This is a genomic window from Micromonospora sp. NPDC007220, from assembly GCF_040634035.1.
In the GTDB taxonomy this organism is placed as follows: Bacteria; Actinomycetota; Actinomycetes; order Mycobacteriales; family Micromonosporaceae; genus Micromonospora; species Micromonospora reichwaldensis.
Genome location: NZ_JBEYEU010000040.1, coordinates 1 through 25,529, shown reverse-complemented (window position 1 = coordinate 25,529; position 25,529 = coordinate 1). Strand labels below are relative to the sequence as shown.

At 74.6% G+C, this 25,529-nt stretch carries 30 protein-coding genes and 1 pseudogene; 15 read left to right on the top strand and 16 right to left on the bottom strand.

All coding sequences use genetic code 11. The annotated features are described in order from the left end of the window. The 3 genes from ABZ573_RS31160 to ABZ573_RS31150 are packed head-to-tail and all read left to right on the top strand — an operon-like array spanning position 1 to position 2,614. Positions 1 to 825: an ABC transporter permease gene (locus tag ABZ573_RS31160; protein WP_327030700.1), complete on the top strand. Its 825-nt coding sequence runs from the start codon at positions 1 to 3 to the stop codon at positions 823 to 825. A gap of 38 nt (positions 826 to 863) precedes the next feature. Next, positions 864 to 2,012, top strand: coding sequence for a histidine kinase (locus ABZ573_RS31155; protein ID WP_132240859.1), 1,149 nt, complete (start codon positions 864 to 866; stop codon positions 2,010 to 2,012). Then, positions 2,009 to 2,614: a response regulator transcription factor gene (locus tag ABZ573_RS31150; RefSeq protein WP_101411373.1), complete on the top strand. Its 606-nt coding sequence runs from the start codon at positions 2,009 to 2,011 to the stop codon at positions 2,612 to 2,614. Before ABZ573_RS31155 ends, ABZ573_RS31150 begins: the two co-directional genes overlap by 4 nt. Before the next feature lie 9 nt (positions 2,615 to 2,623). On the opposite strand, the gene ABZ573_RS31145 is transcribed toward ABZ573_RS31150, so the two are convergent. Further along, positions 2,624 to 3,592 carry a peptidoglycan DD-metalloendopeptidase family protein gene (locus ABZ573_RS31145; protein WP_151455663.1) on the bottom strand — a complete coding sequence of 323 codons (969 nt, stop codon included), beginning with the start codon at positions 3,590 to 3,592 and terminating at the stop codon, positions 2,624 to 2,626. Between the two features lie 205 nt (positions 3,593 to 3,797). Here ABZ573_RS31145 and ABZ573_RS31140 point away from each other — a divergent pair, with 205 nt between their 5' ends. Then, positions 3,798 to 4,523 carry a Clp protease N-terminal domain-containing protein gene (locus ABZ573_RS31140; RefSeq protein WP_151455662.1) on the top strand — a complete coding sequence of 242 codons (726 nt, stop codon included), beginning with the start codon at positions 3,798 to 3,800 and terminating at the stop codon, positions 4,521 to 4,523. Between the two features lie 6 nt (positions 4,524 to 4,529). Here the strand turns inward: ABZ573_RS31140 and ABZ573_RS31135 are convergent, their stop codons facing one another. Together ABZ573_RS31135 and ABZ573_RS31130 are read right to left on the bottom strand one after the other, a co-directional pair. Further along, complete coding sequence (locus ABZ573_RS31135; RefSeq protein WP_132240844.1) at positions 4,530 to 5,048, bottom strand: hypothetical protein; 519 nt, start codon at positions 5,046 to 5,048, stop codon at positions 4,530 to 4,532. Positions 5,049 to 5,172: 124 nt separating this feature from the next. Beyond that, the gene (locus ABZ573_RS31130) at positions 5,173 to 5,364 is read right to left on the bottom strand and encodes a DNA repair protein (RefSeq protein ID WP_151455661.1); all 192 of its coding nucleotides are present in this window, start codon (positions 5,362 to 5,364) and stop codon (positions 5,173 to 5,175) included. 337 nt (positions 5,365 to 5,701) lie between these two features. Between ABZ573_RS31130 and ABZ573_RS31125 the strand changes: the two genes are divergently transcribed. Continuing rightward, a complete protein-coding gene (locus ABZ573_RS31125) occupies positions 5,702 to 6,385 on the top strand; it encodes a GNAT family N-acetyltransferase (protein ID WP_327031158.1) in 684 nt (227 codons plus the stop codon). A gap of 203 nt (positions 6,386 to 6,588) precedes the next feature. Here ABZ573_RS31125 and ABZ573_RS31120 read toward each other — a convergent pair whose 3' ends face one another. The 3 genes from ABZ573_RS31120 to ABZ573_RS31110 are packed head-to-tail and all read right to left on the bottom strand — an operon-like array spanning position 6,589 to position 8,415. Continuing rightward, complete coding sequence (locus ABZ573_RS31120) at positions 6,589 to 7,287, bottom strand: TetR family transcriptional regulator (protein ID WP_132240842.1); 699 nt, start codon at positions 7,285 to 7,287, stop codon at positions 6,589 to 6,591. Then, positions 7,250 to 7,741, bottom strand: a complete 492-nt coding sequence (locus ABZ573_RS31115) for a DCC1-like thiol-disulfide oxidoreductase family protein (RefSeq protein WP_151455660.1) — start codon at positions 7,739 to 7,741, stop codon at positions 7,250 to 7,252. The genes ABZ573_RS31120 and ABZ573_RS31115 overlap by 38 nt, the downstream gene beginning before the upstream one ends. Next, a complete protein-coding gene (locus ABZ573_RS31110) occupies positions 7,738 to 8,415 on the bottom strand; it encodes a hypothetical protein (protein WP_358122618.1) in 678 nt (225 codons plus the stop codon). Before ABZ573_RS31110 ends, ABZ573_RS31115 begins: the two co-directional genes overlap by 4 nt. A 166-nt stretch (positions 8,416 to 8,581) precedes the next feature. Between ABZ573_RS31110 and ABZ573_RS31105 the strand changes: the two genes are divergently transcribed. Then, the gene (locus tag ABZ573_RS31105; RefSeq protein ID WP_327030703.1) at positions 8,582 to 8,938 is read left to right on the top strand and encodes an STAS domain-containing protein; all 357 of its coding nucleotides are present in this window, start codon (positions 8,582 to 8,584) and stop codon (positions 8,936 to 8,938) included. Between the two features lies 1 nt (position 8,939). Here ABZ573_RS31105 and ABZ573_RS31100 read toward each other — a convergent pair whose 3' ends face one another. Together ABZ573_RS31100 and ABZ573_RS31095 are read right to left on the bottom strand one after the other, a co-directional pair. Next, on the bottom strand, positions 8,940 to 10,142 hold the full coding sequence (locus ABZ573_RS31100) for a PP2C family protein-serine/threonine phosphatase (RefSeq protein WP_327030704.1): 1,203 nt from the start codon (positions 10,140 to 10,142) through the stop codon (positions 8,940 to 8,942). Between the two features lie 91 nt (positions 10,143 to 10,233). After that, positions 10,234 to 11,685 (bottom strand): glycoside hydrolase family 3 N-terminal domain-containing protein, encoded by a 1,452-nt coding sequence (locus ABZ573_RS31095; protein ID WP_151455629.1) that lies wholly within the window; start codon positions 11,683 to 11,685, stop codon positions 10,234 to 10,236. A gap of 166 nt (positions 11,686 to 11,851) precedes the next feature. On the opposite strand from ABZ573_RS31095, the gene ABZ573_RS31090 reads away from it, so the two are divergent. Continuing rightward, a complete protein-coding gene (locus ABZ573_RS31090; protein WP_358122615.1) occupies positions 11,852 to 13,027 on the top strand; it encodes an ROK family transcriptional regulator in 1,176 nt (391 codons plus the stop codon). A 165-nt stretch (positions 13,028 to 13,192) separates the two neighbouring features. On the opposite strand, the gene ABZ573_RS31085 is transcribed toward ABZ573_RS31090, so the two are convergent. Both ABZ573_RS31085 and ABZ573_RS31080 read right to left on the bottom strand, forming a co-directional pair. Further along, positions 13,193 to 14,206 (bottom strand): ABC transporter permease subunit, encoded by a 1,014-nt coding sequence (locus tag ABZ573_RS31085; protein WP_151455627.1) that lies wholly within the window; start codon positions 14,204 to 14,206, stop codon positions 13,193 to 13,195. Next, positions 14,203 to 15,213 (bottom strand): ATP-binding cassette domain-containing protein, encoded by a 1,011-nt coding sequence (locus ABZ573_RS31080; RefSeq protein WP_358122612.1) that lies wholly within the window; start codon positions 15,211 to 15,213, stop codon positions 14,203 to 14,205. The genes ABZ573_RS31085 and ABZ573_RS31080 overlap by 4 nt, the downstream gene beginning before the upstream one ends. Before the next feature lie 130 nt (positions 15,214 to 15,343). Between ABZ573_RS31080 and ABZ573_RS31075 the strand changes: the two genes are divergently transcribed. Together ABZ573_RS31075 and ABZ573_RS31070 are read left to right on the top strand one after the other, a co-directional pair. Further along, a complete protein-coding gene (locus tag ABZ573_RS31075) occupies positions 15,344 to 16,138 on the top strand; it encodes an ABC transporter ATP-binding protein (protein WP_327030706.1) in 795 nt (264 codons plus the stop codon). 81 nt (positions 16,139 to 16,219) lie between these two features. Further along, positions 16,220 to 17,116, top strand: coding sequence for a ribokinase (locus ABZ573_RS31070; protein ID WP_151455624.1), 897 nt, complete (start codon positions 16,220 to 16,222; stop codon positions 17,114 to 17,116). 71 nt (positions 17,117 to 17,187) lie between these two features. Here ABZ573_RS31070 and ABZ573_RS31065 read toward each other — a convergent pair whose 3' ends face one another. Then, entirely contained in the window at positions 17,188 to 17,937 is a 750-nt protein-coding gene (locus ABZ573_RS31065; protein WP_132240830.1) for a hypothetical protein, read from the bottom strand. Positions 17,938 to 17,994: 57 nt separating this feature from the next. Next, positions 17,995 to 18,474 carry a DUF6232 family protein gene (locus ABZ573_RS31060; RefSeq protein ID WP_132240829.1) on the bottom strand — a complete coding sequence of 160 codons (480 nt, stop codon included), beginning with the start codon at positions 18,472 to 18,474 and terminating at the stop codon, positions 17,995 to 17,997. A gap of 617 nt (positions 18,475 to 19,091) precedes the next feature. On the opposite strand from ABZ573_RS31060, the gene ABZ573_RS31055 reads away from it, so the two are divergent. After that, positions 19,092 to 19,493, top strand: a complete 402-nt coding sequence (locus ABZ573_RS31055) for a nuclear transport factor 2 family protein (RefSeq protein ID WP_358122609.1) — start codon at positions 19,092 to 19,094, stop codon at positions 19,491 to 19,493. Here the strand turns inward: ABZ573_RS31055 and ABZ573_RS31050 are convergent. Then, complete coding sequence (locus ABZ573_RS31050; RefSeq protein ID WP_151455623.1) at positions 19,490 to 19,966, bottom strand: DUF6232 family protein; 477 nt, start codon at positions 19,964 to 19,966, stop codon at positions 19,490 to 19,492. The genes ABZ573_RS31055 and ABZ573_RS31050 overlap by 4 nt on opposite strands. 99 nt (positions 19,967 to 20,065) lie before the next feature. Between ABZ573_RS31050 and ABZ573_RS31045 the strand changes: the two genes are divergently transcribed. After that, a complete protein-coding gene (locus ABZ573_RS31045; protein WP_151455622.1) occupies positions 20,066 to 20,839 on the top strand; it encodes an enoyl-CoA hydratase-related protein in 774 nt (257 codons plus the stop codon). Positions 20,840 to 20,958: 119 nt separating this feature from the next. Further along, positions 20,959 to 22,581 carry an acetolactate synthase gene (locus ABZ573_RS31040; protein WP_327030709.1) on the top strand — a complete coding sequence of 541 codons (1,623 nt, stop codon included), beginning with the start codon at positions 20,959 to 20,961 and terminating at the stop codon, positions 22,579 to 22,581. A 43-nt stretch (positions 22,582 to 22,624) separates the two neighbouring features. On the opposite strand, the gene ABZ573_RS31035 is transcribed toward ABZ573_RS31040, so the two are convergent. The 3 genes from ABZ573_RS31035 to ABZ573_RS31025 are packed head-to-tail and all read right to left on the bottom strand — an operon-like array spanning position 22,625 to position 23,823. Next, positions 22,625 to 23,059 (bottom strand): PLD nuclease N-terminal domain-containing protein, encoded by a 435-nt coding sequence (locus ABZ573_RS31035; RefSeq protein WP_327030710.1) that lies wholly within the window; start codon positions 23,057 to 23,059, stop codon positions 22,625 to 22,627. A gap of 27 nt (positions 23,060 to 23,086) precedes the next feature. Then, the gene (locus ABZ573_RS31030) at positions 23,087 to 23,434 is read right to left on the bottom strand and encodes a DUF202 domain-containing protein (protein ID WP_358122606.1); all 348 of its coding nucleotides are present in this window, start codon (positions 23,432 to 23,434) and stop codon (positions 23,087 to 23,089) included. After that, positions 23,431 to 23,823 carry a DUF202 domain-containing protein gene (locus ABZ573_RS31025; RefSeq protein ID WP_151455619.1) on the bottom strand — a complete coding sequence of 131 codons (393 nt, stop codon included), beginning with the start codon at positions 23,821 to 23,823 and terminating at the stop codon, positions 23,431 to 23,433. The genes ABZ573_RS31030 and ABZ573_RS31025 overlap by 4 nt, the downstream gene beginning before the upstream one ends. A gap of 40 nt (positions 23,824 to 23,863) precedes the next feature. Here ABZ573_RS31025 and ABZ573_RS31020 point away from each other — a divergent pair, with 40 nt between their 5' ends. From ABZ573_RS31020 to ABZ573_RS31010, 3 genes and pseudogenes are all read left to right on the top strand, one after another. Beyond that, positions 23,864 to 24,661 carry a GNAT family N-acetyltransferase gene (locus ABZ573_RS31020; RefSeq protein ID WP_358122604.1) on the top strand — a complete coding sequence of 266 codons (798 nt, stop codon included), beginning with the start codon at positions 23,864 to 23,866 and terminating at the stop codon, positions 24,659 to 24,661. Continuing rightward, on the top strand, positions 24,658 to 25,071 hold the full coding sequence (locus ABZ573_RS31015) for a hypothetical protein (RefSeq protein WP_192581460.1): 414 nt from the start codon (positions 24,658 to 24,660) through the stop codon (positions 25,069 to 25,071). Before ABZ573_RS31020 ends, ABZ573_RS31015 begins: the two co-directional genes overlap by 4 nt. Before the next feature lie 366 nt (positions 25,072 to 25,437). After that, a pseudogene (locus ABZ573_RS31010) lies at positions 25,438 to 25,529 on the top strand (electron transfer flavoprotein subunit beta); the annotation flags it as partial.

The window sequence follows — 25,529 nt, the reverse complement described above, 5'->3', positions numbered from 1 at the left end:
ATGACGACGCAGAGCCCCACCACCACCGCCACCCCGCGCGACCGGGCGACCAGGCCGCTCTGGCAGATGGCCGCGATGCTCAAGATGGAGCTGCTGGCGCTGCGTCGCAACTGGACGGCCACCGCCATGTCCGTGGTGACCCCGCTGATGATCGCCATCCTGCTCATCAGCGAGTACGGGGGCGAGGCGGTGGCCGGCGTCCGCCGGGTCGTCAGCATCACCACCCTGATCATGGTCTTCCTGGTGCACCACCACCTGACCACCGTGTACGCGTCGCGCCGCCAGGAGTTGGTGCTCAAGCGGCTGCGGGCGGGGCTCGCCTCGGACCGCACCATCCTGCTCGGCACGGCCAGCAGCACCGTGGCGATCTTCCTCGCCCAGTTCGTCGTGCTGGTCGGTTACGCCCTCCTGGTGCTGGGCCTGCCGATGCCGAAGAACCCGCTGGTCATGGCGCTGGCGTTGCTGATCGGGTCCGCGATCATGGCGGCCTTCTCGGCGGCGCTCTCCGCGATCACCCGCAGCTCCGAGGCGGCCATGCTGACCACCCTGCCGACCCTGGTGATCTTCCTGGCCACGCCGGGTGCGCTGCTGCCGCTCGGCGCGCTGCCGGAGTCGCTGGAACGGATCCTCTGGTTCCTGCCCATGGGGCCGTTCACCGAGATCATGCGCGTCGGCTGGCTCGCCCGCACCGACGAGGGCCAGGCCCTGAGCTTCGCCGGGACGCTGGTCGAGACGCTGCCCTCCTTCGGGGTGCTGCTGGTCTGGCTGGCGGTGTCGCTGTTCACGGCCGCCCGGTACTTCCGATGGGAGCCCCGGCACGGATGATCGAGGTCATCGCGCCACCTGGCATCGGGAGCGTGAGCATGGAGCGGGCGCAGGTCGAGCGTGACGTCGGCCTGCGCCGCGCCCGTGCCGTCACGTTGAGCACCGTCGGCAGCGGCGTCCTGGGCACGTTGCTGCTGGCCGCCGTCGGACTGTCGCGGGAGGAGGATCCCCGCTGGGCGGCGGCCGGGGCGGTGGGCGTCGTCCTGTTCGTCGCCGCGCAGAGCGGAGCGCTGTACGGGGCGATCACCCCGTGGCTGGCCGAGTCGACGCGGCGCCGACTGCTCGCCGGGTTCGTCTGCGCCGCCGTGCTCTCCGTACCGCTGGTCGGGCCCGTGGGCGGGCCGGAGTGGGCGACCTGGGGATTCCTGGGGGCGTCGGTGATCGGCTCGGTGTCCCTGCTGCGGCAGTGGTGGGCCGCCGGCCCGGCGGTGCTGCTGTCCGTGGCGACGGCCGCCGGGGTGGCGGCCTGGAACGGGGCCCCGGTCCGCGGCCAGGTCACCATCGTGCTGGTAGCCGGCCTCTCCATGGCCGCGTGGAACGCCCTCCAGCTCTGGCTGTGGGGGCTGCTCGTCCAGGCACAGCGGGGACGGGCCGCCCAGGGGCGGCTCGCGGCCACCGAGGAGCGGCTGCGCTTCGCCCGCGACGTGCACGACCTGCTCGGGCACAGCCTCTCGGTCATCGCGCTCAAGGCCGAGCTGGCGTCCCGGCTGGCGGCGACGGACGCCGGGCGCGCCAGCCGGGAGGCCGCCGAGGTGCAGCGGCTGGCCGCGTCGGCGCTGGTCGAGCTGCGCGAGGTGGTGCACGGGTACCGTGCGGTGGACCTCGGGGACCAGATCGCCGCGGTGGAGCAGGTGCTGCGTTCCTCCGGCATCCGCTGCGCGGTCGCGCTGCCGCCGGACGACGTACCGTCGGAGATCGCCCGGCAGCTTGTCGCGGTGCTGCGGGAGGCCAGCACCAACGTGTTGCGGCACAGCCGGGCCACCTGGTGCACCATCGAGATCAGCCAGGACGAGGACGAGGTACGGATGACAATGACGAACGACGGCGCCGAGGGGGCGTCGCCGGACCGGCACAGCTTCGGACTGCGCGGGCTGGCCGAGCGGCTGGCCGAGGCCGGGGGGACCCTGCGCCACCGGATCGACGACGGGGTGTTCCGCCTCGACGTGACGGTACGGACCCGCCCGTGATCAGGGTGCTGCTCGCCGACGACGAGGACCTGATCCGGGCGGCGCTGGCCGCCCTGCTCGGTCTGGAGTCCGACCTGGAGGTGGTGACCGAGGCGCCGGACGGGCGGGCCGCCGTGACCGCCGCGCTCGCCCACCGGCCGGACGTCGCCGTGGTGGACCTCCAGATGCCGGCCCTGGACGGGCTGGAGGTGACGGCGGAGCTGGCGCGCGTCCTGCCCGCCTGCAAGGTGGTGATCCTGACCGGGCACGGCCGGCCGCCGCACCTGCAACGCGCGCTGGCGGCCGGGGCCAAGGGGTTCCTGCCCAAGGGCGCGCCGGGCGGGACGCTCGCCGACGTCATCCGCCGCGTGCACGCCGGCGGCCGGTACGTCGATCCGGCGCTGGCCGCCGACGCGCTCACCGCGCCCGAGTGCCCGCTCACGCCGCGCGAGCTGGACGTGCTGCGGCTGGCCGAGTACGACACGCCGGTGGCGGAGGTGGCCCGGCGTACCCACCTGTCGGCGGGCACGGTCCGCAACCACCTCTCCGCGGCGGTCAGCAAGCTCGGGGTGGCCAACCGGGCGGAGGCGTTCCGCACCGCCCGGGACAACGGCTGGCTCTGACGGGCCCGCTCAGATGAGCACGCTCCAGGTCACCGGGCCGACGAGACCGTCGACGACGAGGCCGTTGCGGCTCTGGAAGCTGCGTACCGCGCTGGTGGTGACCGCACCGAAGCCGCCGTCGACGAGGAGGCTCGCTCCCCGGGCGTTGAGCGCGGTCTGGAGGCCGCGCACCAGGTCACCGGAGTTGCCCTCCCGCAGGGGCAGCACGAGCGCGGTCCAGGTGATCGGGCCGACCATGCCGTCGGCGTAGAGGCCCCGGCCGCTCTGGAACGACCTGACCGAAGCGGCGCAGCCCGGCCCGTAGACCCCGTCCACCACGACGGAGACGCCGCGCGCCCGCACCAGGTACTGGATCACCCGGGGCACCCAGCCCGAGGCGCCCTGGCCGACGCTCGGGTAGCCGGTGCTGCCCACCGGGGCCGTGGAGCCGAGGGTGATGCCCCGGTTGGCCAGGAAGACCCGGGGGTCCATCGAGGTCAGCCGGGGGTTGTGGATCTCGAAGTGCAGGTGCGGGCCGGTCGAGTTGCCGGTGGTGCCCATCAGGCCGACCAACTGGCCGCAGCTGACCTGCTGGCCGGCGCTGACCAGCACCCGGTGCAGGTGGCCGTAGTAGGAGAAGTAGCCGTCGGCGTGGTTGATGTGGACGCTGTTGCCGGTGCGGCCGCCCAGCGGACCGCTCGCGGTGTCACCCGGGTACGAGTTGGTCTTGATGTCCCGGACGGTCCCGGCGGCCGTGGCGTAGACCGGGGTGCCCTGGCTGTTGGCCACGTCCCAGCCCAGGTGACCGGGCCGGCTGGGGCTCTTGTAGCCGGAGGTCAGCGTGCCGCGAGTCGGGTTGCTCCAGCCGGCGACGGCGGCCATCGCGGGGCTGGGCAGGCCGACGACCCCGATCCCCACGCCGACGCCGAGCGCCGTGAGGAGGGTGCGGCGTCGGGCCGGTAGGTGGCTCAGGCCGGCTGTCTCCGGTGCGTCACACATGTTGCCTCCGATGTTCGTCCCGAGGGGGCGGTTGGACGATGGAGACCGGATCGTAAATCTTCTATATCGTCGGGGGCAATGGTGAAACTTTCCTACGATCCGTCACGCACCGTGATTCGACGGGGTCGCGGGCCCGGGGTGCGCCACGGACGATTGCCGTCAACTTCAGGTTGACGGTCGACCGTCGTCAACCTATGGTTGACGCATGACGGAACCAGTGCAGATGAACAACCCGGTACGCCTGGACGACCTGATCCAGGCGATCAAGAAGGCGCACACCGATGCGCTCGACCAGCTCACCGACGCGGTCATCGCGGCCGACCACCTCGGCGACGTCGCCGACCACCTGATCGGCCACTTCGTCGACCAGGCCCGCCGCTCGGGCGCGTCCTGGACCGACATCGGCCGCAGCATGGGCGTCAGCAAGCAGGCGGCACAGAAGCGCTTCGTGCCGAAAGCGGACGAGACGCCGCTGGACCCGCAGCAGGGCTTCGCCCGGTTCACCCCCCGGGCCCGCAACGTGGTGATGGCCGCGCAGAACGAGGCCCGCGCCACCGGCCACGCCGAGACCCGCCCCGAGCACCTGGTGCTGGGGCTGCTCAGCGAGCCGGAGGCGCTGGCCGCGAAGGCGATCGTCGCCCAGGGAGTGTCGCTGGAGCGGGTGCGCGAGGCCGCGACGGCCGCGCTGCCGCCCTCGTCCGGCGAGGTGCCCGACCTGATCCCGTACGACGCCCAGGGCAAGAAGGCGCTGGAGCTGACCTTCCGGGAGGCCCTGCGGCTGGGGCACAACTACATCGGCACCGAGCACATCCTGCTCGCGCTCCTGGAGCACGAGAACGGTGCCGGCGCCCTCAGCGGGCTCGGCGTGACCAAGGCCGCGGTCGAGGCCTCGGTGGCGGCGGCGTTGCGGGCCGTCCAGGAGCAGGGCTGACCCGGCTCAGGGCGCGGCGGGGAAGCCGTAGCGGGCGGCGTGCTCGGGATCCGTCGGGTCGACCTGACGGATCCCGGCGTCGGCGAGCCGCTTGTTGACCTCGTCGAGCCGCTCGCGCACCAACCGGGCCTCCTCCTCGGTGACCCGGCCCCGGTGCGGCCGGCCGGCGTGCTCGATCGTGCCGTAGTCGACCCGTTCCGCGCCCTTGCGGGCCTTCGGCGGGCGGACCCGCTCGGCCGTCTTCAACAGCTGCGCCATCGGCACGTCGGTCGCCATCGCGTCGAACTCGCTCGCGGTGAGCACCACCCGGCGCGGCTCGCCGTCGCCGTGCCGGTCGTGGATCTCGACCACCGCGACGTCCAGCGCGGCGTCGTCGATGCCCTCCACCTCGACCGGGGTGGCGTCCAGCCGCACGGGCCCCGCGACCAGGTCAGGGTGCTCCAGGACGACGACGCGGACCACCTCGTCGTCGGGCTGGATGACCGTGCCGCTGAAGTCGGAGACGTGGATCGTCTTCTTGCCCATGCGCGGAGCTTCTCCTGTCGTAGGCCGGGATGCCGGACCAGAAGAAATTACCCGACAGGTGTGCGAAAGCCGCCGGTGGACCGTCCGGGTGTGTCGCGCAGCCACCCCCCGCCACGCGGGACGGTCAGCGGGTGTTCAGGCCGCCGCGCGAGGCGGCGCCGGCCGGCTGCTTGTCCACCTCGCTCCACGGCAGCGCCTCGGCCCCGGCGCGGTGACCCCGGTACGCCGACTGGGCCGGGAACCGCCCGGTGGCCTCGGTGGCCCGCCAGAGTCGCTCGGGGGCCTGGTGGTACCGGTCGTTCGGCTGATTCGGCATGACCATACCGTCCCAAACAAAGTTGTCCATGTATGAAAATGAATATGACGGACGGTCGATGCGTCTGGTTCCCGTGATCGGCCGCCGTCCCACGAACCTGCGGTCATCGACGTACCTGTACGTCTACCCGCCCGCCGCGCCGCCCAACCCTCGACGCCGGCCCGCGTGCCACGGCGCCGGGCCCGCCGGGTCACGGGACGCCGGGTGGGCCCGCCCCGTGACGGGTTCCGTGACGTGGTGCCGCCGTGCCCGCGTACGGTGATCGTCGGCGAGGCGGGCCGGGCGTCGGCGGCCCGGACGCCGAATGACCACGACGGCTGCGGGGAGGTGGGCGGCGATGCTCGACCGGCGGCTGCACCTGCACCTGGCGAGCTGGCTCGGCCAGTGGCCGGCGGGGCCCGGGCTGCACGTGGTCGGCTCGCACCGGCGGGCCCGACCGGCCTGGGACGGCCGGCTCCGGCCCGCCGTCGCGGTGACCGCCGGCGCGAGCACCGTGCTCTCCGTGGCTCCCGACCGGGTCGCGGCGGTCCGCGAGCTGGCCCGGCTGCCGGGCGGGCCGCCGCTTCCGGCGCTGCCCGCCGCGGCCGGACGACCCGGCTGGGCGGTGCACGACGACGTGTTCCGGTGGAGCGTGGCGCCGGCCCCGCTGCCGGACGTGGGGGAGTGGACACCTCCGGGCGCCGCCGGGCTGCCGTCCTGGCTGCGCCTGTTCGACCGGCCGGTGCTGGTGGTGCGCGACGCCCGGGGGCGCTATCTGGCCGGGGTCGGGATCAAGCGGCACGACGCGTACGGCCACGAACTCGCCGTCGGCACCGTGCCGGCGGCCCGGGGGCGGGGGCTGGCCCGGCGGCTGGTCGCCCAGGCGGCGCGCCGGGTGCTCGACGAGGGGGCCGTCCCGACGTACCTGCACGACCCCGCCAACACCGCCTCCGCCCGGGTGGCGACCGCCGCCGGCTTCCCCGACCGGGGCTGGCGCTCGTTCGTCGTCTACCCGCCCCGAGCGCGCCCGGACCCACTCTGACCGCGTGCCCCCTCACGGCGGGGCGCGGACCGTGGATCCCGGGCCGGATCCACGGTCCGCAGTCTCCCCCAGGGTCCCGCAGGTGACGTGCGCACCGATCACGCTACGTAACTGTGGGGGTGAAGGCAAGATGCCGTAGGTGCGATCCGGGTGTCGAATAACGGACTTGACCTGCGGCTACTCGGGGGATGGCGTCGTAAGGGTCAGTGACGCAGCGTACGAATGAGGTCGAGCACCTGCCGGGTCACCGGGCGCAGCACGCGCAACCGGGACAGCCCCACCAGCCGGTCGACCAACGGCACCGCACCGTCGATGAGCTGCCGGGTGCGGGTCTGGCCGGGCGAGCGGTCGTAGACCCAGTAGAGCACCACCCCCATGTACCCCAACCAGAGCAGCTCCGGCAGGTGCGGGCGCAACTCCGGGTCGACCCGGGCGGTGGAGCCCTCCAGCGCCTCGGCGAAGAGACCGATCGCCGCCTCGCGCGGGCCGGATGACTCCGCCGAGAAGGGGCTCAGCGGGGAGGTCGGCTCCGCCGCCGTCTTGAAGAAGCTGGCGGCGAAGGAGTGCGACGGGGTGAGCACGTCGATCCCGGCGTGCATCACCCCCGCCAGCCGGGCGGCGAGGTCGGGTTCCCGGGCGAGCACCGGCCCGGCCGCCGCCCGGTGCTCCACCTGGGAACGGGCGTAGAACTCCTGGATCAGGTGTTCCTTGGAGCCGAAGTAGTAGTAGGCGTTGCCCACCGCCACCCCGGCCTCCTGGGCGATGGCGCGCATGGTGGTCCGGGCGTACCCGCGCTCGCGGAACAGCCGCATCGCGGTGTCCAGGATGAGCTGCCGGGTCTGCTCGCCGCGCGCGGTCGCCGGCTCACCCGCAGCGGTCGTCGGCGCAGTCTGCTCGGTCATCGGGGTCACCGTATCCCGCCAGGTCGTCGCCCGGCTCCGCCCACGGGTCGCGAACGCGTTCGCGGACCGAGGCGGCGGCGGCGACCACCCGCCGGGCCAGGGGGAGCAGGTGCGGTCGGGCCAGCCGCTCGGCGGCGCCCCGGTGGTCGGCCAGGGCCCAGAGGCAGGCGAACCAGGCGCCGTCCCCGGCGTACACCTCGCCGGTGTCCGCGACCACGGTCAGGTCGCGCAGCGTGGCGTCGTGGTCCAGGCCGGGGAAGCGCCGCCGGGCCTCGGCCGAGCCGGCGGGCACGAACTCCAGGGGTACGAGCTGGGCGCGGGACGCCAGCCAGCGCCGGGCGGACCGGCAGAGTGGGCAGTGCGCGTCGTAGAGGACGGTGAACCCCCGGACGCCACCGCCCCCGTGCGCGGTGGCGTCCGGGAGTCCGCCCGACCCGAGGGGCCTGACGGTCATCGGACGGGCGGGCTGCCGGCCGGCCCGGTCTCCGCCCCCGGGCCGGCGGGGTGCGGGCCGGTAGGGCGCGGGCCGGCGGGCTGAGCGCCGGCGGGCTGGGCGCCAGCGGGGTGCGGGCCGGCAGGGTGAGCACCGGCGGGGTGCGGGCCGGCAGGGTGAGCACCGGCGGGGTGCGGGCCGGCGGGGTGCGGGGCGGCGGGGTGCGGGCCGGCGGGGTGCGGGGCGGCCGGGTGCGGGCCAGCCGGGTGCGGGCCAGCCGGGTGCGGGCCGCGGGGCGCGGGCGGCATCGGCAGTCGGCCGACCGGGGCGAGCGGCGGATGGGTGGCGAACTGGCGCAGCCGACCACGGCGGTACCGGCCGAGCGCGAAGACGTTGAAGAAGTGCAGCGCGCCGAGCACCAGCAGCACCAGGCCGATCTTGAGGGACAGCTCCTCCATGGCCTGGGCGGTGGACCCGACCGGGTCGGGGTGCTTCATGGCCACCGTGACGTAGCCGAGGTTGAGCAGGTAGAAGCCGACGACGAGCAGGCTGTTGACGGCCTTGGCCAGCCGTTCGTCGGCGAAGACCTCCTCCAGGAAGACCAGCCCGTTGCGCGACAGCGCCCGGGCCACCCAGACGGTCAGCCCGATGCTGATCGCCAGGTAGACCAGGTACATCCAGACCTTTGTATCCATCGCCGACGCCCCTCTTGAACGTGTTCAAATGTTGTCGCCTCAGCGTAGGCGACTTCTTGAACACGTTCAAGAGGGGCGTCGTGACCGTCGGCGTGGTCCGGTCGGGCGGGGGTCGGTAAGGTCGAGTCGCGCCGGTGCCGGCGCGACCTTCGACGGTGAGGCGGCCATGGACCGGGGTGAGCGGAACGCGGAGCCGGGCCAGGTGGTCCTACGCCCGGCCGGTGAGATCGACATGGCCACCGCTGGCGAGTTCGAGGCGACGCTCACCGAGGCGCTGCGCCGACCCGGCGTCCGGGAGGTCGTCGTCGACCTGGCCGACCTGCGGTTCCTGGACTCCAGCGGCGTACGCGTCCTGGTGCACGGCGTCTCCGTGGGCCGCGAGCGCGACGTGACGATGCGGGTGACCGGCCCGCAGCCGGGCGTGGCGCGGGTCCTTCGGATCACCGGGGTCGGCACCCTGCTCGGGCTCGTCGACTCCGACGCCGACGAATCCGTCGCGCGGGGATGGCGCGGGCTGGACTGACTCAGGGCTCCGAGTTCGCCGCCGCGGCGGCGGACCACTCGACCAGTAGCAGGGTCGCGTCGTCCTGGTGCGTCCCGCCCTGGTGTTCCGTCACCGCGTGACTGAGGCGGCGCAGCGTCTCCGCCGCCGGGCGACCGGAACCGATGTGCCGCTCGGCGAGATCCGCCAGGCGGGAGAGCCCGAACATCTCGCCCGCCGCGTCGCGCGCCTCGGTGACTCCGTCCGTGTACAGCAGCAGCCGGTCACCGGGCTCCAACCGGGTCCGCGCCACCTCGACGCGGCCGTCGGGCAGGCCGAGCGGGAGCCGGCGGCCCCCGGTCAGCCCCTGCACGGCCCGTCCCCGGCGCAGCAGCACCGGCGGCGGGTGTCCCGCGTTGACGTACCGCAGCGTTCCGGAGCCGGTGTCGAACTCGGCGAGCACGGCGGTGACGAACCGCGCGTCGTCCCACTGGCCGGCGATCGCGGCGTCCACCGCCCGGACCAGGCCGGGCAGGTCGGAGCCGGTACGCCGGGCCGCCCGCAGCGCCGCCAGCGCCACCGAGGTGGTGAGCACCGCCGGCAGGCCGTGCCCGACCCCGTCGAGGATCGCCAGCGTCAGGGTTCCGCCGTGCACCGCGTAGTCGAAGGCGTCCCCACCGACCTCGTAGCAGGGCTCGAGCAGGGCGCTGACCACCGCCTCCGAGGTGGCGAAGGTCAGCGGCGGGAGCAGGTTCCAGAGCAGCTCGGCGGAGACCCCCATCGGCCGGCTGCGCCGCACCCGGTGCAGGGCGTCCCCGTAGTCCCTCTTGCTGGTGACCAGGTGGCCGACGAGCCCGGAGACGAGCCGGCAGCCGTCCCGTAGCGCCCCGTCGGCGAGGTCGGCGTCGGCCGGCGGAAACACCTCCAGCAGTCCCAGCCGGTCGGTGCCGTTGACGATCGGGACCCACAGCCGGGGCGGTGGCCCCTGCCCCGCGTGCACCTCGACCTGGGTGAAGGCCCGCCCCGCGAGGCTGGTGTCGATCGGCAGCACCTCCGGCGCCGCCCGCCTCGTCCCGGGCAGCGGGCGCAGGCCGTGCTGCTCGGCGTCGACCAGGTACACGGTCGCCGTCACGCCCAACGGCCCGAGCGCGGCGTCGACCGTGGCGGCGAGCTCGTCCGGGGGCAGCCGGTGGGACCGGGACACGAGGTCGGCCAGGGCCCGGTGCCATGGGTCGGTGGCGGTCATGCTGTCGCATACCCCGGCCGGGCCCGGTCGAAGCGGCCGGGCCCGCCCGTGAGTGACCGCCACCTGCCGGCGCGTACCCCCGGTGCCCGCGTCAGCCGGTCAGGCCGAGCACCTCGGCGGCCGCGCGGCCGCAGGCGTGGCTCGCGCCGTACGTGGTGACGAACGCCCGTACGCCGGCCGGACGCCACCGGGAGGGCCAGCCCATCTCGACCACGGTCACCGGGTGCTCGGCGGCCAGCGCGGTCACCAGGTCCGCGCCGCCCGGCAGCCGGTGCAGATGGCGGCCGACCAGCACGATCGGCCGGTCCCCGGCGAGCTGGCGCAGGGCGGCCGGCCCGGTCTCGGTGGCGACCACCCGCAGCTCCTCCGTGCCGTCCAGGTGCGGGCCGAGGCCCCACGGCACCCGCCCCTCGGCGATGGTCGACGCGGCGTGCAACTGGACGATCAGCGGGCGGTCCAGGCCGGTCAGCTCCCCCTCCACCCGCACGGCGCGCCGCGCCGCGGCGTACCCGAGTCCGTCGGGGGCGGCCGGCGTCGTGCCGGCGGTCCGGGTCCAGGCGGCGAGCGCGGCGGCGCGGCCGGCCGCCTCCTCCACCCGCGAGCGGTCCAGGCGGCCGTCGCCGAGCGCGCCGACGATCTCCGCGACCACCCGCTCGACCAGCTCGGCGTCGACCTGGGCGCCGATGCACAGCAGGTCGGCACCGGCGGCCAGGGCCCGGACGGCGGCCGGGCCGACCCCGCCGGCGGCCACCGCGGCGCCCTTCATCTCCAGCGCGTCGGTGATGACGGTGCCGGTGAAGCCGTACTCGCCGCGGAGCAGGTCGACCAGGACCGCCCGGCTGAACGTGGCGGGGCCGTCGCCGGTCAGCGCCGGCACCCGGATGTGCGCGGTCATGACGGCCCGCGCGCCGGCCTCGACGACAGCGGCGAACGGCGGCAGGTCGCGCCGGCGCAGCACGTCGAGCGGCACGTCCACGGTGGGCAGCTCGTGGTGGGAGTCGGCGACCGTCGCGCCGTGGCCCGGGAAGTGCTTGGCGCAGGCGGCGACCCCGGCGGCCTGGAGGCCGGTGACGGCGGCGGCGGAGTGCGCGGCGACCCGGGCCGGGTCGGCGCCGAACGAGCGGGTGCCGATCACCGGGTTCTCGTCGGCGGTGTTCACGTCCACGGTCGGCGCGAGGTTGACGGTGACGCCGAGGGCGGCCAGCTCCGCGCCGATGGCCTCGTAGACGCGGCGGGTCAGCGCCACCTCGTCGATCGCGCCGAGCGCCGCGTTGCCCGGGTACGGGCTGCCGGTGGCGTGCGCCAGCCGGGTGACATCGCCGCCCTCCTCGTCGATCGCGATCAGCACGTCCGGGCGGCCGGCCCGCAGGGCGGCGGTGCTCGCCGCCACCTGCCCCGGGTCGTGGACGTTGGTGCCGAACAGGGTGTGCCCCGCGAGCCCCTCGGCGACCAGGTCGACCGCCCAGCCCGGGGGAACCGGCCCCGGGTACGCGGCGAGCAGCGTGCCGAGCGCGAGCCGGCGCAGTCCTGGATCCAGCCCCACGTGATCTTCCCCTTTCGTCCCCGCGGCACGGAAGTCGTACCGGCGGGGGTCGGTGACGTACCGGGTCGGCCGACCACCCCGCTCCCGGGCGGCCGATACGCTGTCGGCTACCCGCTCGCAGGTCGGTTTACAGTTAGCAAGGTTTACCAAAACTAGAGGACGTGGCATGAGTGCGACCCGGCTGCCCGGCACCCCCCGCCTGTTGCGGGCGCTGAACGACCGCGCGGCGTTGGAGCTGCTGCTGGAGCGGGGGCCGCTGACCCGGGCCCGGCTCGGCGAGCTGACCGGGTTGTCCAAGGTCACCGCGTCCCAGCTCGTCGAGCGGCTGGAGGAGCGGGGCCTCGTCACGCGGGTCGGCGAGCAGGCCGGCGGGCGGGGGCCCAACGCCCAGCTCTACGCCGTGCGGCCCGGCAGCGCGCACGTGGTCGGGGTGGACGTGGGCGCCGACCGGGTGGTGGCCGCCTGCGCGGACATCACCGGGGCGGTGATCGGCCGCGTCGAGCAGTCGGTCCGCGACACCGACGACCCCGTCGGGGTGGTGCACAACGCGGTCGTCCAGGCCGCGAGCAGCGCCGGGGCGCAGCTGGCGAGCGTACGGCGGATCGTGCTGGGCACCCCGGGCCTCGTCGACCCGGGGACGGGCGACATCACGTTCGCCTTCAACCTGCCCCGTTGGCACACCGGTCTGCTGGCCGCGCTCCGGGACGACCTGCACACCCAGGTGGTCTTCGAGAACGACGTGAACCTGGCCGCCGTCGCCGAGGCGCAGTCGGGCGCGGCCCAGGGACTGACGGACTTCGTGCTGGTCTGGGTCGGCGCCGGCGTCGGCCTGGCGATCGTGCTGGGCGGCCGGCTGCACCACGGCAGCAGCGGCGCCGCCGGCGAGATCGGCTACCTGCCGGTGCCCGGGGCGCCCATCCCGCGTGACGTGTCCCGCCGGGCGAAGCCGGCGTTCCAGCAGCTGATCGGCGCGGACGCGGTCCGCGACCTGGCCCGCGCGCACGGCTACCCGGACGACAGCGGCGCGGTGGCGGTACGGGCGGCGGTGGCCGACGGCACGGCGGGCGGTCCCATGCTCGACGAGGTGGCCCGCCGGCTGGCGCTGGGCGTGGCGAGCACCTGCGTGGTGCTGGACCCGCCGCTGGTGGTGCTCGCCGGCGAGGTCGGCCAGGCCGGCGGGGCGGCGCTGGCCGAGCGCGTGCAGCACGAGGTCGCGGCGATCACGCTGGTCCGTCCCCGGGTCGTGCCGACCGGGCTGACCGAGGAGCCGATCCTGCGGGGTGCGCTGCGTACCGCGCTGGACGCCGTCCGCGACGAGGTCTTCGGCTCGACCGTCGGCTGACCGGGGCCGGCCGCCCGCCGGCGCGGAGCGCGCGCCGGACCCCGCCGACCAGGGGCGGCGAGGTCGGCGGCGGCCCGGCGTCATGTGAAGGAATATTTCATCGCGGGCCGGGATGCTGCAAGGTCCTGCCGCGCTCGCGCCCGCACCGTCGACGGCGGCCGGGCGTCACATCAGGTCGCGGCGGCGGAACGCCACAAAGGCGGCGGCGACCAGCGCGCCGGTCAGCCCGAGCAGCAACACCAGCGCCGGCTGCCAGGTCACCACGTAGAGGCCGTTGCAGGAGTTGGAGACCCCGTTGTCGCACGCCCGGTAGTCCCAGAACTCGACCCGGCCGTTGAGCAGGGCGGCGGCGTAGCTGGAGAGCATGTACCGGTCCACCTTGACGACCTCCAGGATCTCCATCACCAGCCGGGCGCCCAGCTCCCACACCACCAGGTAGCCGGCGATCGCGCCGAGCGCCGCCGAGGTGTGCCGGCCCAGGGTGGCGACGGCGAACCCGACCACGGTGAGCAGCAGCACCAGCAGCATGCCGCGCCCCCAGTTCGCGCCCAGCGAGCCCCAGAACTCCCCGTCGAGCCGCCCCGGCCGCCCGGCGACCTGCGCGATCAGCCAGAACGTCCCGAGGTACGCCGCCGAGGCCAGCACGGACAGCAGCGCCGTCCCGCCGAGCAGCGTGCCCAGCTTGGTGCCGAGCACGGTCATCCGCCGGGGACGCCAGAGCAGCAGGTTGACCACGCCACCGGAGTTCAGGTCGGCGCCGATGTAGGAGGCGCCGACCAGGAAGCCGAAGAGCGCGAGGAAGGCGATGAGGAAGTAGAGCAGCGGCTTGGCCTCCTCGGCGAAGGTGAACACCCCGGCGAGGTAGTCGGACGCCACGGGCGCCCGCTCCGCCAGAGCCGGGTCGACCTCGCTGCAGTCGTCGGGGACGTACTCCTGCACGTCGTCCGCCTGCACGACGCCGCGCTGCCGGTCCAGGCAGAGCTGGTGGGTGCGCTCCAGCTCGCTGCGCGCCGCGGCGGCGGACTGCTGGGCGTCGAAGACCTCCTGGGCGGTGGGCCGGTGGGAGCTCGCCAGGGTGGTCGCCGCCGTGACGCCGAACGCGAGCACCAGCAGGACGAGCATGAGCTGCACGAAGCGCCGGGCGCCGAGACGCTCCAGCTCGGCACGGACCAGGTTCACGCGTCCACTCCCCGCTCGTCGAGGTCGATCACCGGTTCGGAGGGCCCGCCGTCGGGCAGCACCGAGTCGTCCACCTGCCGGGGCAGCGTCGGGTGCGTCGCCGGGCCGGTCAGTTCGAGGAAGGCGCTCTCCAGGTCGGGCCGCAGCGGGGTCAGCTCGCGCACCCAGAGGCCCGCCTCGCCGAGGGTGCGGCTGACCTCGGTGGCGTCGTCCACGTCGGCCACCACCAGGTGGTCGTCGTGCCCGGTCGCCGTTAGCCCGGCGGCCGTCAGCAGCTCCACGGCCCGCTGCGGATCGTCCACCCGCACCAGCAGCTCGTGCCGGTCGAAGCCGGCCAGCACCTCGTCGACGCGCCCGGCGGCCACCCGCCGGCCCCGCGAGATGATCGTCACGTGGTCGCAGATCAGCTGGATCTCGGCCAGGATGTGGCTGGAGACCAGTACGGTCACGCCCGCCTCCGCCAGCGAGCGCATCAGGTCCCGCATCTCCCGGATGCCGGCCGGGTCCAGGCCGTTCGCCGGCTCGTCCAGGATCAGCAGCTCCGGGTCCTTGAGCAGGGCGGACGCCACCGCCAGCCGCTGCTTCATGCCCAGCGAGTAGCCCTTGACCCGTTCGTCGCCCCGGTCCCGCAGGCCCACCTGCTCCAGCACCTCGTCGACCCGGGCGACCGGCACGCCGCCGGCCCGGGCGAGCAGGCGCAGGGTGCGGTGGCCGGTGAAGTTGCCGAAGAACTGCGGGCTCTCCACGATCGCGCCGACCCGCCCGGCCACCAGGGGCAGCCCGTCCGGCGAGGAGACGCCCAGCACCGTCATCCGACCCGCGTCGGCCCGCACCAGCCCGAGCAGGGCGCGCAGCGTGGTGGTCTTGCCCGACCCGTTGGGGCCGAGGAAACCGTGGATCTGGCCGGCCTCCACCAGCAGGTCGAAGCCGTCCACCGCCACCCGGCGGCCCTGCCGCACGCTGTGGAAGGTCTTGCGCAGCCCCTCGATCTCGATGACCGCGCTCATCCGCGCGGCTCCCTGCTCCGACCGGGCATGGACCGTCCTCCGCTTGTGGTGACCAACGACACGGCGCCCCACCCTATGGCCGGGGCGCCGCCCGTGGGGGGCGCCCCGCGTTGCGTGGTTGGATGGTCGGGTGACTGGGGACGAGGATCTGGTGGTCAGCCTCGACGGCGTCGGCGTACGCCGGGCTGGCACGGCACTGCTGCACGACGTCGACTGGCGGGTCGAGTTGGACGAGCGCTGGGTTGTGCTCGGGCCGAACGGCGCGGGAAAGACGACCCTGCTCAACCTCGCCGCCGGGCGGCTGCACCCGACCACCGGCACCGCCCACGTGCTCGGCGAGCGGATCGGCCGCACCGACGTCAACGAGCTGCGGACCCGCATCGGGCTCTCCACCGCCGCCCTCGCCGAGCGGGTGCCCGCCGAGGAGCGGGTCAGCGACGTCGTCGTCACGGCCGCCTGGTCGGTGCTCGGTCGCTGGCGGGAGAGCTACGACAGCAGCGACGAGGCCCGGGCCCGCGCCCTGCTGGGTCAGCTCGGCATCGGCGGCCTCGCCGAACGCGCCTACGGCACCCTCTCCGAGGGGGAGCGCAAGCGGGTGCAGATCGCCCGCGCGCTGATGACGGACCCGGAGCTGCTGCTGCTCGACGAGCCCGCCGCCGGGCTCGACCTGGGCGGGCGCGAGGACCTGGTCGCCCGGCTGGCCGAGCTGGCGTACGACCCGGACGCCCCGGCGCTGGTGCTGGTGACCCACCACGTGGAGGAGATCCCGCCCGGCTTCACCCACGCGCTGCTGCTGCGCGAGGGCGGCGTGGTGGCGCAGGGGCTCCTCGACGACACGCTGACCGGGGACAACCTCTCCAAGACCTTCGGGCTGCCGCTGGTGGTCGAGCGCTCCGGCGACCGGTTCACCGCCCGCGCCGCCTGACCGACGCCCCGGCCCGGACGACAGCCACCGGCCGGGGTCCTAGACTTCGCCGCAGCGCAACCCGGCGGCGAGGAGGTGGCGATGCGGCAGACCCGGGTCGTCGTGGTGGGCAGCGCCAACATGGACCTGGTGGGCACCGCCTCCGCCCTGCCCCGGCCGGGGGAGACCCTGCTCGGCACCGACTTCGTCATGGTGCCCGGCGGCAAGGGCGCCAACCAGGCCGTCGCCGCCGCCCGGGCCGGCGCCTCCTGCGCGTTCCTCGGGGCGATCGGCTCCGACTCGTTCGGCGTCACCCTGCGGGCGCGGATCACCGCCGCCGGGGTCGACACCGGGCAGCTCCGCACGACGTATGGCACGTCGGGCGTGGCGCTGGTGATGGTCAACGCCGAGGGCGAGAACGCGATCCTGGTCAGCCCGGGGGCCAACGCCTCGATGACCGGCCTGACCGAGCCCGAGCTGACCGCCGTACGCGGGGCGGACGTGCTGCTCGCGCAGCTGGAGATCCCGGTCGCGACGGTGACCGAGGCGGCCGTCGTCGCCCGGGCGGCCGGCACCCGGGTGGTGCTCAACGCCGCCCCGGCCGTGCCGGTGCCGCCGGAGCTGCTGGCGGCGACCGACCTGCTGGTGGTCAACGAGACCGAGGCACAGGCGCTCACCGGGCGCGGCCGGGACGAGCCGTCGGCCCTGCTCGACCTGGCGCCCCGGGCGGTGCTCACCCTCGGCGCGGAGGGCGCCTGGTACGGGGACCGGGACGGCACCGCCGTGCACGTGCCGGCGGTCAAGGTCGACGTGGTGGACTCCACGGCCGCCGGGGACGCCTTCACCGCCGCGCTCGCCGTGGCCTGGGGCGAGGGCCGGGACGTGGTCGACGCGGTGCGCTGGGCGGCGGCGGCCGGGGCGGCCTGCGCCCGCCGACTCGGCGCCTCCGTCGCGCTGCCCACCCGGGCCGAGATCGACGAGCTGTACGTCCCCGCCTGATCCGGTCGACCCACCACCCGGGGAGTCCGTCCGACAGGATCAGCGCGACGATCCGCGACGGTGCGCGGCGGTCACGCCTCGGCGTCGTCGGTGAGCTTCTCGCCCCGGCGGCGGAGCATGCCCAGCCCGGGGATGCCGGCGACGGCGAGCTTCAGGTCGCGGGTGACGTCGAGCAGGTCGTGCAGGTCCGGGCCGACCCGGTCCAGGGTGGCCAGGATCGGCAGGATGTCCGCGGTCAGGTGCTGCTTGAGCTTCGGCAGCTCGTCGACGAGCCGGATCGCGGCGTTCACCTCCTCGTGGCTGAGCTGCTCGACGAAGCGGTTCGCCATCGGAGCGCCCCGGCGCAGCGCCGGCTCGTACGCCGTCAGCAGCTCCGCGGCGGTGGCCGCCGCCTCCGCTGCGGTGCCCACGGTGCCGGCGGCCCGTACGGCCACCGCGTCGGCCTCGGCGACCACCGCGCCGGCCGTACGGGACACCTTCTCCGCCTCGCCGACCACGACGGCCGCGGCGGCCGCCACCTCGGTGGCCGTCTCGATCGCGGTGGTCGCGGCGGCGCTGATGACGGCCACCTCCCGTACCGCGCCCTCGGCGTCGGTGAGCACCCGGTCGGTGCGGTCGAGGGTCTGCTCGATCCGGTCCACCACACCGTCGATGCGGTCCACCACGCCGTCGACCCGCTTCAGCAGGGCCTCCACCGAGTCCAGCACGGCGAACGCGCGGGCCGGCACGGCGGCGAACGAGGCCGCCGAGCCGAGGGCCTGGTCGAGGGCGGAGCGGGTCAGACCGACGACCGCGGCGGGCCGGGGGAGGGGAATCACCATGGCACCAAGTGTGCGTCGCCCGCGCCCGCACCGCCGGACAGGGCGGCGGGAGCGGGGTCAGGAGTCGGTGTACTGCTCGACCGCGCGCTGCACCGCCCGGTAGATCTGCCCGAACCGCAGCGCGTCCGGGGTGCGCAGCAGCAGCACCTCCCGGCCGTGGTGCTGGACCCAGAGCTCGTGCACCTTGCTGCCCCGCTCATAGGAGCGGTCGAGCCAGCCGAGCGGGATCTCCAGGAAGGGGGCGAGGGCCAGCGCGCCGACCACGCACGCGGCAAGAATGATCAGCGCCAGCTGCCACTCGCCCCGGTCCTGCGCCGACCAGGCCAGCGAGAGCACGCAGACCACCGCGACCAGGGGAGGCAGCGAGAGGAGCAGGACCAGGACGCCGCGCCCCAGCACCCGCCCCCGTACCGCCAGCGTCTTCGGCCCCTGCGCATGCCAGACGTACGTCACGTCGGCGATCGCCACGGCGTGGCCCCCGGCCCGGATCGACTCCGACGTCACCTGCACCGCGTCGTCCCGGTAATAGATGGTCATCACTAAGCCTAACCACTGCGGGGCGGGTCGCGCCGCTCGCGCCGCCCGCTCCGGCGGAGGTGGCGTCGGGCGGGTCGCGCCGGGCGGAGGTGGTGCCCGGCGGGGTCATGTCGGGCGGAGATGGTGTCGCGTCGGCCCTATGGAGCTGAATCGTCTATGACATCGCCCTCTGGGTCGCTGGCGCTCGTCCCGATGCCGGACCGGCTGAGTCGTTCACGTCATCAGCTCGAAAGGACGCGCGAGGCGCATCCGCCGCTGCCGGGCGACGGGTGCGCCTGGATCCGCCTCGATCCGTTCTCCGGACCGGCGCCAACCGCAAGGCGTTGGAACGTCACCGCAAGGGTGTCCGAGCGACCCCGGAGTTGGTCCCCGGAGCCGGCCCCGGCCGGGCAGCTGTCGAGCTGCCCCGTTCATGGGACCGCCCGGGGCGTGCGAGCCGGGGGCCGACTGGCGCGCCTGCCCCGTCGGGCGGGGCAGCTCGACAGCGCGGGCGGCAGGCCATCTTGCCCGACGAGGGGCCTCAAGGCCCGCGTCGCCAGCGCGTCGTCCCTGGCGGCCCGGACGTCCCTGGCGGCCCGGGCCGCCAAGGACGGCCCGGGGCGGTACCGTGACCGGTCATGACGGAGCAGGAGCGCAACGTCGAGGTGGTCCGCCGCTACCTGCGGACCTTCGTCACGAAGGACCTGGCGGAGTTGCGCGCGGTGGTCGACGAGGACGTGCTGATCTACGGTTCCGGCACGCCGGTCCGGGGGCGGCAGCACGTCGAGGGGGCCGTCACCTCCCCGGGGCTGACGGTGCTCGATCAGGAGATCGTCGAGATCTTCGCGGCTGGCGACCGCGTGGTGGTGTCGCTGGCACAGACCTACCGGCGGGACGCGACCGACGCGACGGCGGTGCAGAGCGCCTGCAAGATGTACCGGCTGGCCGGTGGCCGGATCGTGCAGTTCTGGGGCGAGCAGGACCTGTTCGGACTGCTGCGCGGCCTGGGCATGCTGCCGGACGGGCCGATCAGGTTCTAGCGGCGGCGGGGCGACACGGGCTGGCCCGCCTCGACGGCCCGCTGCACCGCCCGGTAGATCTGGCCGAAGCGCAGCGCGTCGCCGGTGCACAGCAGACGCACCGGCTGGCCGCGCCAGCGGGCCCAGATCTCCAGCTGCCGGCTGCCCCGGGCGTACGAGCGGTCGAGGTGCTCGAAGAGGAAGTCGGCGACCGGGCCGACCGCGAGCCCGATCAGCACCGAGGTGCCGACGATGGCGATGGTGACGGTGAGGGAGCGGTCCAGCCAGAGCGCCAGCGCGATGCCGAGGGCGGCGGCGACCAGGGGGCCGGCGAGCGCCGCGCCGATCGCGCCGCGTCCGACGAGCACCCGCCAGGACCGGCTGCCGCGTTGGTGCCAGACCATGCTGATGTCGGCCAGCCGGAAGGTCCGGCCGTCCACCCGGACGGCGGTCGAGGTGACCTGCACGGACCTGTCGTCGTAGTACGTGATCATGGCGGTACTCCCGGTGGCGGGCCTGAGACCACAGTACTTACCCCAACGATCCGGGCCGTAAGGTTGGCACGCGACTTCGACGAGGAAGTGAGGGCCAGCGTGGGCGAGTTCGTGCGGTTGGAGACCAAGGACGGCATCGGCACCATCCGGCTGGAGCGGCCGCCGATGAACGCCCTCAACACCCAGGTGCAGGAGGAGTTGCGCGCCGCCGCCGCGGCGGCCACCACCGACCCGGGCGTCCGTGCCGTCATCGTGTACGGCGGGGAGAAGGTCTTCGCGGCCGGCGCGGACATCAAGGAGATGGCCGACATGTCCTACGTGGACATGGCGGACCGGGCGGCCGGCCTGTCCAGCGCGCTCGGCGCGATCTCCCGGATCCCCAAGCCGGTCGTCGCCGCGATCACCGGCTACGCCCTCGGCGGCGGCTGCGAGCTGGCGTTGGCATGCGACTGGCGGGTGGTGGCCGAGGACGCCAAGCTCGGGCAGCCGGAGATCAAGCTCGGCATCATCCCCGGCGCGGGCGGCACCCAGCGGCTGGCCCGCCTGGTCGGCCCGGCCCGTGCCAAGGACCTGATCATGTCCGGCCGGATGGTCGACGCCCAGGAGGCCCTGCGGATCGGCCTGGCCGACCGGGTCGCGCCGGCGGCCGAGGTCTACGACACCGCGGTCGAGCTGGTCCGCCCGTACCTCACCGGCCCGGTGCAGGCCCTGCGCGCCGCCAAGCTCGCCGTCGACGCCGGTCTGGACATGGACCTGAACTCCGGCCTGGCCTGGGAGAGCCAGCTCTTCGCGGCGCTGTTCGCCACCGACGACCGGCGAGAGGGCATGGCGGCGTTCGTGGCGAAGCGCAAGCCGGACTTCACCGGTCGTTGACCGGCCCCGGGCCGGCGGGGTGACCCGCCGGCCCAGGCATCGAGTCGAGAACTGTTCACATTCCGCCTACCGGTGAGTAGCGTGTGACTCCGGCCATGCGGACGAAGGGAAGAGCGGCGATGACGGAGCGGATCGAAGGTCACGGCGGGGAGCTCGCACTCGCGGCGCTGCGTGCGTACGGGGTGCGGGAGATGTTCACCCTCTCCGGCGGGCACGTCTTTCCGCTCTACGACGCCGCGCACAAGACCGGCTTCCCCCTCTACGACGTACGGCACGAGCAGTCGGCGGTCTTCGCCGCCGAGGCGGTGGCGAAGCTCCAGCGCCGACCCGGCCTCGCCGTGCTCACCGCCGGCCCCGGCGTCACCAACGGCATCTCGGGGCTGACGAGCGCGTACTTCAACGCCTCCCCGGTGCTGGTGCTGGGCGGCCGGGCCCCGCAGTTCCGCTGGGGCTCGGGCAGCCTCCAGGAGATGGACCACCTGCCGCTGGTCGCCCCCGTCACCAAGCACGCCGAGACGGTGTTCAGCCCTGACGACATCCCGCGCGCGGTGACCGCGGCGCTGACCGCCGCGCTCACCCCGCACCGGGGCCCGGTCTTCCTCGACTTCCCCCTCGAGGCGGTCTTCTCGGTCTCCGACGCCGAGCTGCCCGCGCTGCCGGGCATCGCGCCGGTCGAGCCCGACCCCGACGAGGTGGCGAAGGCGGCCGGCCTGGTCGCCGCCGCGAGCCGCCCGGTGATCATCGCCGGCTCCGACGTCTATGCCGGGGACGCGGTCGACGCCCTGCGGGCCGCCGCCGAGTCGCTCCAGGTGCCGGTCTTCACCAACGGGATGGGTCGGGGCGCGCTGCCGCCGGAGCACCCGCTCGCCTTCGCCAAGGCCCGTCGCGTGGCGCTGCGGGGCGCCGACGTGGTCGTGGTGATCGGCACCCCCCTCGACTTCCGGCTCAGCTTCGGCGACTTCGGCGACGCCCAGGTGGTGCACATCGTCGACGCGCCCAGCCAGCGGGCCGCGCACGTGCAGCCGGCCGCCGCCCCCGCCGGCGACCTCCGGCTGATCCTCACCGCCCTGGCCGACCACCCGGGCGACCGGGCCGACCACGCCGACTGGATCGCCGAGCTGCGTACCGCCGAGGACGCCGCGAAGGCCCGCGACGCCGAGGAGATGTCCGCCGAGACGGACCCGATCCGGCCCGCCCGGGTCTACGGCGAGCTGCGCAAGGTGCTGGCCCGCGACGCCATCACCATCGGCGACGGCGGCGACTTCGTCTCGTACGCCGGCCGCTACCTGGAGCCCGCGCAGCCCGGCACGTGGCTCGACCCCGGCCCGTACGGCTGCCTGGGCACCGGCATGGGCTACGCGATGGGCGCCCGGGTCAGCCACCCCGACCGGCAGATCTGTGTCCTCATGGGCGACGGCGCGGCCGGCTTCTCGCTGATGGACGTGGAGTCCCTCGCCCGGCAGAAGCTGCCGGTGGTGATCGTGGTCGGCAACAACGGCATCTGGGGGCTGGAGAAGCACCCGATGCGCGCCATGTACGGCTACGACGTCGCCGCCGACCTCCAGCCGGAGCTGCGCTACGACCACGTCGTGAGTGCCCTCGGCGGGGCCGGCGAGACGGTGGCGAAGGCGGGCGACCTCGGCCCGGCGCTGCGGCGGGCGTTCGACGCCGGCGTGCCGTACCTGGTCAACGTGCTCACCGACCCGGCCGACGCGTACCCCCGCTCGTCGAACCTGGCCTGAGCCGGGCCCGCTGCCGTCGCCGGGAGGCCGGCGACGGCGGGGCTCAGGACGCGGGCGTGGACCCCTCGGGCCGGTCCTCCTCGCGCGGCGGCTCGCCGTCGCGGCGGCGCATCTCGTCCTCGCGGCGGCGCAGGTCCTCCTCCCAGCGGCGGAACAGCTCGCCGTCCTCGCGCCGGGAACGCTCGCCGAGCGAGCGGAGGAACTCGGGGTCGTCGTCGGGGGCGACCGGGCGGGGCCGCTCCCGGGGCGGTAGGAGCCGGCCCTTCGGCGTTCCGCCGGCGAGCTGCCCGGGGACGCGCTCGCGCCCGGCGGCGAACCAGGCGAGGGAGCCGAGCAGCGGGAAGAACAGGATGATCAGCACCCAGGCGATCCGGGGCAGGGCTTTGATCTCGCCCTCCTCGGCGGAGAGGCAGCTGATCAGCGCGCAGACGGCGAGGACGATCTGCACGACGAAGAGGAGGACGTAGAACCGGGCCATGCGTCAATCATGGCGCACCGGGCCCCGTCAACCCAGGCCGCTCGCCGCCAGGAGGGTGCCGAGCAGCGCGAAGCCGGCCGTGGCGAGGGCGACGAGGGGCAGCGACCGCCCGTAGCCGGGGAACGGACCGGTGCCGGTGGCCCGCCGCCAGCAGACCGCCAGCGCCGCGCCCCAGCCCAGCACGGCGACCCCGGCGACCAGCGCGCCGAGCGTCCCGTCGGCGGCCGGGCCGGTGAGCGCGAGCCGCACGGTCAGCACCATGATCACGGTCAGCGCCAGCGCCGTACGCCGCCAGGCCAGCCGGGTCCGCTCGGGTTGCAGCCCGGGGTCGCGCGTTGGCCGGTCCCGCCGTGGCGGCTCCGTCTGGTGGCTCACGGGCCGCCGACCGCCCGGGCCAGTACGGCCGCGACCAGCAGCAGCGCGCCGAGGCCGACGGCGAGGGCGAGCACCGCCGGGAAGCGCGAGGCGGGCAGTTCCTCGCCGAGCCGGATGGCCCGCTCCGTACGCGCCCAGTGGTCGACCGCCCGCACGGCGACCGTGCCGCCCAGCAGCAGCAGTGCGACGGCGATCGCCTCGCGCAGGTGCGCCAGCGGCAGCGGCGGCAGGAACTGCGCGGCGGCCAGCCCACCCGCGACCAGCGCCAGCCCGGTACGCAGCCAGGCCAGGAAGGTCCGCTCGTTGGCCAGCGAGAACCGGTAGTCGGGGGTGCTGCCGACCGCGCGCAGTTCGCGCGGGTCGAACCATCGCCTGATCGCCTGCCACACGTGGCTATTATCCGTTTCCGTCCGGTCGTAGCCTGGTGCGGTGACGGATCTTGACGTGACGACGCTGCGGAAGACCTACGACGACCAGTTGCGGGCGCTGGTGCCCGACCCGTTGCCGGCCGGGGTGGCGGTGGAACGGGACGGCCCGCTGATCCGCATCCTCGGCCTCGACCACGGCGGTTTCCTCACCTACCGCGACCTCGGCGGGCTCAGTGGCGCGGCGCTGGACGCGCTGATCGCCCGGCAGGTGGAGATCTTCCGGGCGCGCGGCGAGTCGGTCGAGTGGAAGCTGCACGGCCACGACGAGCCGGCGGACCTGCCGGACCGGCTGCGCGCGGCGGGATTCGTGCCGGAGGAGCGGGAGACCGTGGTGATCGGGCTGGTCGCGCCGCTCGCCGCCGCGCTTCCGGTCGTCCCCGAGGGCGTACGCCTGCGCGAGGTGACCGCCCGGGCGGACCTGGACCGGATCGTGGCGATGGAGGAGACGGTCTGGAACTCCGACCGCAGTCACCTGGCGATCGCCCTGGAGAAGGAGATCGCCGCCGACCCGCAGTCGATCACCGTGGTGGTGGCCGAGGCGGGCGACGAGGTGGTGAGCGCGGGTTGGGTGCGGTACGTGCCGGGGACGGGGTTCGCCACGCTGTGGGGCGGTTCGACGCTGGCGCCGTGGCGCCGCCGGGGCATCTACCGCGCGCTGGTCGGCCATCGGGCCCGGCTGGCGGCCCAGCGCGGCCGGACGTTGTTGCAGGTGGACGCGTCCGACGACAGCCGGCCGATCCTGGAGCGGCTCGGTCTCGTCCCGGTCACGACCACCACCCCGTACGTCTACACTCCGTGATCATGGAGCAGCGGTTGACGGCCGAGGAACGGCTGACCCTCAAGACGGGCGCGTTCGGGGCGGTGTTCCTGGTGGCCAACGCGGATCCGGGGATGCTCGCCCTGTTCCGGGAGAGCTTCGCCGCCTCCGGTGCGATGGCCGACAGCAGCGGGGTGGTGAAGGAGGCGCTGACCAGCGGTCCGCTGCCGAAGTTGCCCCGGGACTCGGCGCTGGAGATCGAGGCGGTGGTGCTGCCGGCGCTGGGCAGTTCCGTGCGGATCCTGCGGGAGAAGTCGCCCGGGGACGTGGCGGGCTACCGCGAGGTCGTGCTGTCCGCTGCCGAGCGGGTGGCCGCCGCGCACCGGGGGGTGGCCCCGGCCGAGGCGGCGGTCATCGAGCGGATCCGGGACGCGCTCGATCAGCCGGCGTGAGCCGGGTCGGCGACCAGAGCGCCCGGACGGTGGCCCGGACGCAGCGGTCGCGGAGCCGGCCGCAGGCGCACCGGTACGCCTCGGGCCGCGTTCGGCGGCAGCGGTGCCGCGGGGCGTCGGGACGACCTTCGCTGGCCTTTTCTGACATTTCGTGACACCTCCCGATTCGTCAGATTACCCGCCCGCAGGGCCGTTCGTGAGCTGTGTCACCCTGAGGTTGCCGGAGGCGGATGCTACTGGCAGGTAACATTGCGCCGTGGGCAACTGCACAGCACCGCGCGGTTGACCGGCGTCAACGGACGCGCGAGGCTGCGCCCCAGACCGGGCGAGCGATCGCAACACCAACAGGAGGGTCGTCGAAGCGCGATGAACATCGTCGTACTCGTCAAGCAGGTGCCCGATTCGGGCGCGGACCGCAGCCTGCGTGCTGACGACAACACCGTCGACCGCGGTTCGGC

Excerpts from the sequence above, each read along its gene's own strand:
- ABZ573_RS31160 (WP_327030700.1), top strand. The coding sequence starts at position 1 with ATGACGACGCAGAGCCCCACCACCACCGCCACCCCGCGCGACCGGGCG.
- ABZ573_RS31155 (WP_132240859.1), top strand. The coding sequence starts at position 864 with ATGGAGCGGGCGCAGGTCGAGCGTGACGTCGGCCTGCGCCGCGCCCGT.
- ABZ573_RS31145 (WP_151455663.1), bottom strand. The coding sequence starts at position 3,592 with ATGTGTGACGCACCGGAGACAGCCGGCCTGAGCCACCTACCGGCCCGA.
- ABZ573_RS31140 (WP_151455662.1), top strand. The coding sequence starts at position 3,798 with ATGACGGAACCAGTGCAGATGAACAACCCGGTACGCCTGGACGACCTG.
- ABZ573_RS31135 (WP_132240844.1), bottom strand. The coding sequence starts at position 5,048 with ATGGGCAAGAAGACGATCCACGTCTCCGACTTCAGCGGCACGGTCATC.
- ABZ573_RS31130 (WP_151455661.1), bottom strand. The coding sequence starts at position 5,364 with ATGCCGAATCAGCCGAACGACCGGTACCACCAGGCCCCCGAGCGACTC.
- ABZ573_RS31125 (WP_327031158.1), top strand. The coding sequence starts at position 5,702 with ATGCTCGACCGGCGGCTGCACCTGCACCTGGCGAGCTGGCTCGGCCAG.
- ABZ573_RS31120 (WP_132240842.1), bottom strand. The coding sequence starts at position 7,287 with ATGACCGAGCAGACTGCGCCGACGACCGCTGCGGGTGAGCCGGCGACC.
- ABZ573_RS31115 (WP_151455660.1), bottom strand. The coding sequence starts at position 7,741 with ATGACCGTCAGGCCCCTCGGGTCGGGCGGACTCCCGGACGCCACCGCG.
- ABZ573_RS31110 (WP_358122618.1), bottom strand. The coding sequence starts at position 8,415 with ATGGATACAAAGGTCTGGATGTACCTGGTCTACCTGGCGATCAGCATC.
- ABZ573_RS31105 (WP_327030703.1), top strand. The coding sequence starts at position 8,582 with ATGGACCGGGGTGAGCGGAACGCGGAGCCGGGCCAGGTGGTCCTACGC.
- ABZ573_RS31100 (WP_327030704.1), bottom strand. The coding sequence starts at position 10,142 with ATGACCGCCACCGACCCATGGCACCGGGCCCTGGCCGACCTCGTGTCC.
- ABZ573_RS31090 (WP_358122615.1), top strand. The coding sequence starts at position 11,852 with ATGAGTGCGACCCGGCTGCCCGGCACCCCCCGCCTGTTGCGGGCGCTG.
- ABZ573_RS31080 (WP_358122612.1), bottom strand. The coding sequence starts at position 15,213 with ATGAGCGCGGTCATCGAGATCGAGGGGCTGCGCAAGACCTTCCACAGC.
- ABZ573_RS31070 (WP_151455624.1), top strand. The coding sequence starts at position 16,220 with ATGCGGCAGACCCGGGTCGTCGTGGTGGGCAGCGCCAACATGGACCTG.
- ABZ573_RS31065 (WP_132240830.1), bottom strand. The coding sequence starts at position 17,937 with ATGGTGATTCCCCTCCCCCGGCCCGCCGCGGTCGTCGGTCTGACCCGC.
- ABZ573_RS31060 (WP_132240829.1), bottom strand. The coding sequence starts at position 18,474 with ATGACCATCTATTACCGGGACGACGCGGTGCAGGTGACGTCGGAGTCG.
- ABZ573_RS31055 (WP_358122609.1), top strand. The coding sequence starts at position 19,092 with ATGACGGAGCAGGAGCGCAACGTCGAGGTGGTCCGCCGCTACCTGCGG.
- ABZ573_RS31050 (WP_151455623.1), bottom strand. The coding sequence starts at position 19,966 with ATGATCACGTACTACGACGACAGGTCCGTGCAGGTCACCTCGACCGCC.
- ABZ573_RS31040 (WP_327030709.1), top strand. The coding sequence starts at position 20,959 with ATGACGGAGCGGATCGAAGGTCACGGCGGGGAGCTCGCACTCGCGGCG.
- ABZ573_RS31035 (WP_327030710.1), bottom strand. The coding sequence starts at position 23,059 with ATGGCCCGGTTCTACGTCCTCCTCTTCGTCGTGCAGATCGTCCTCGCC.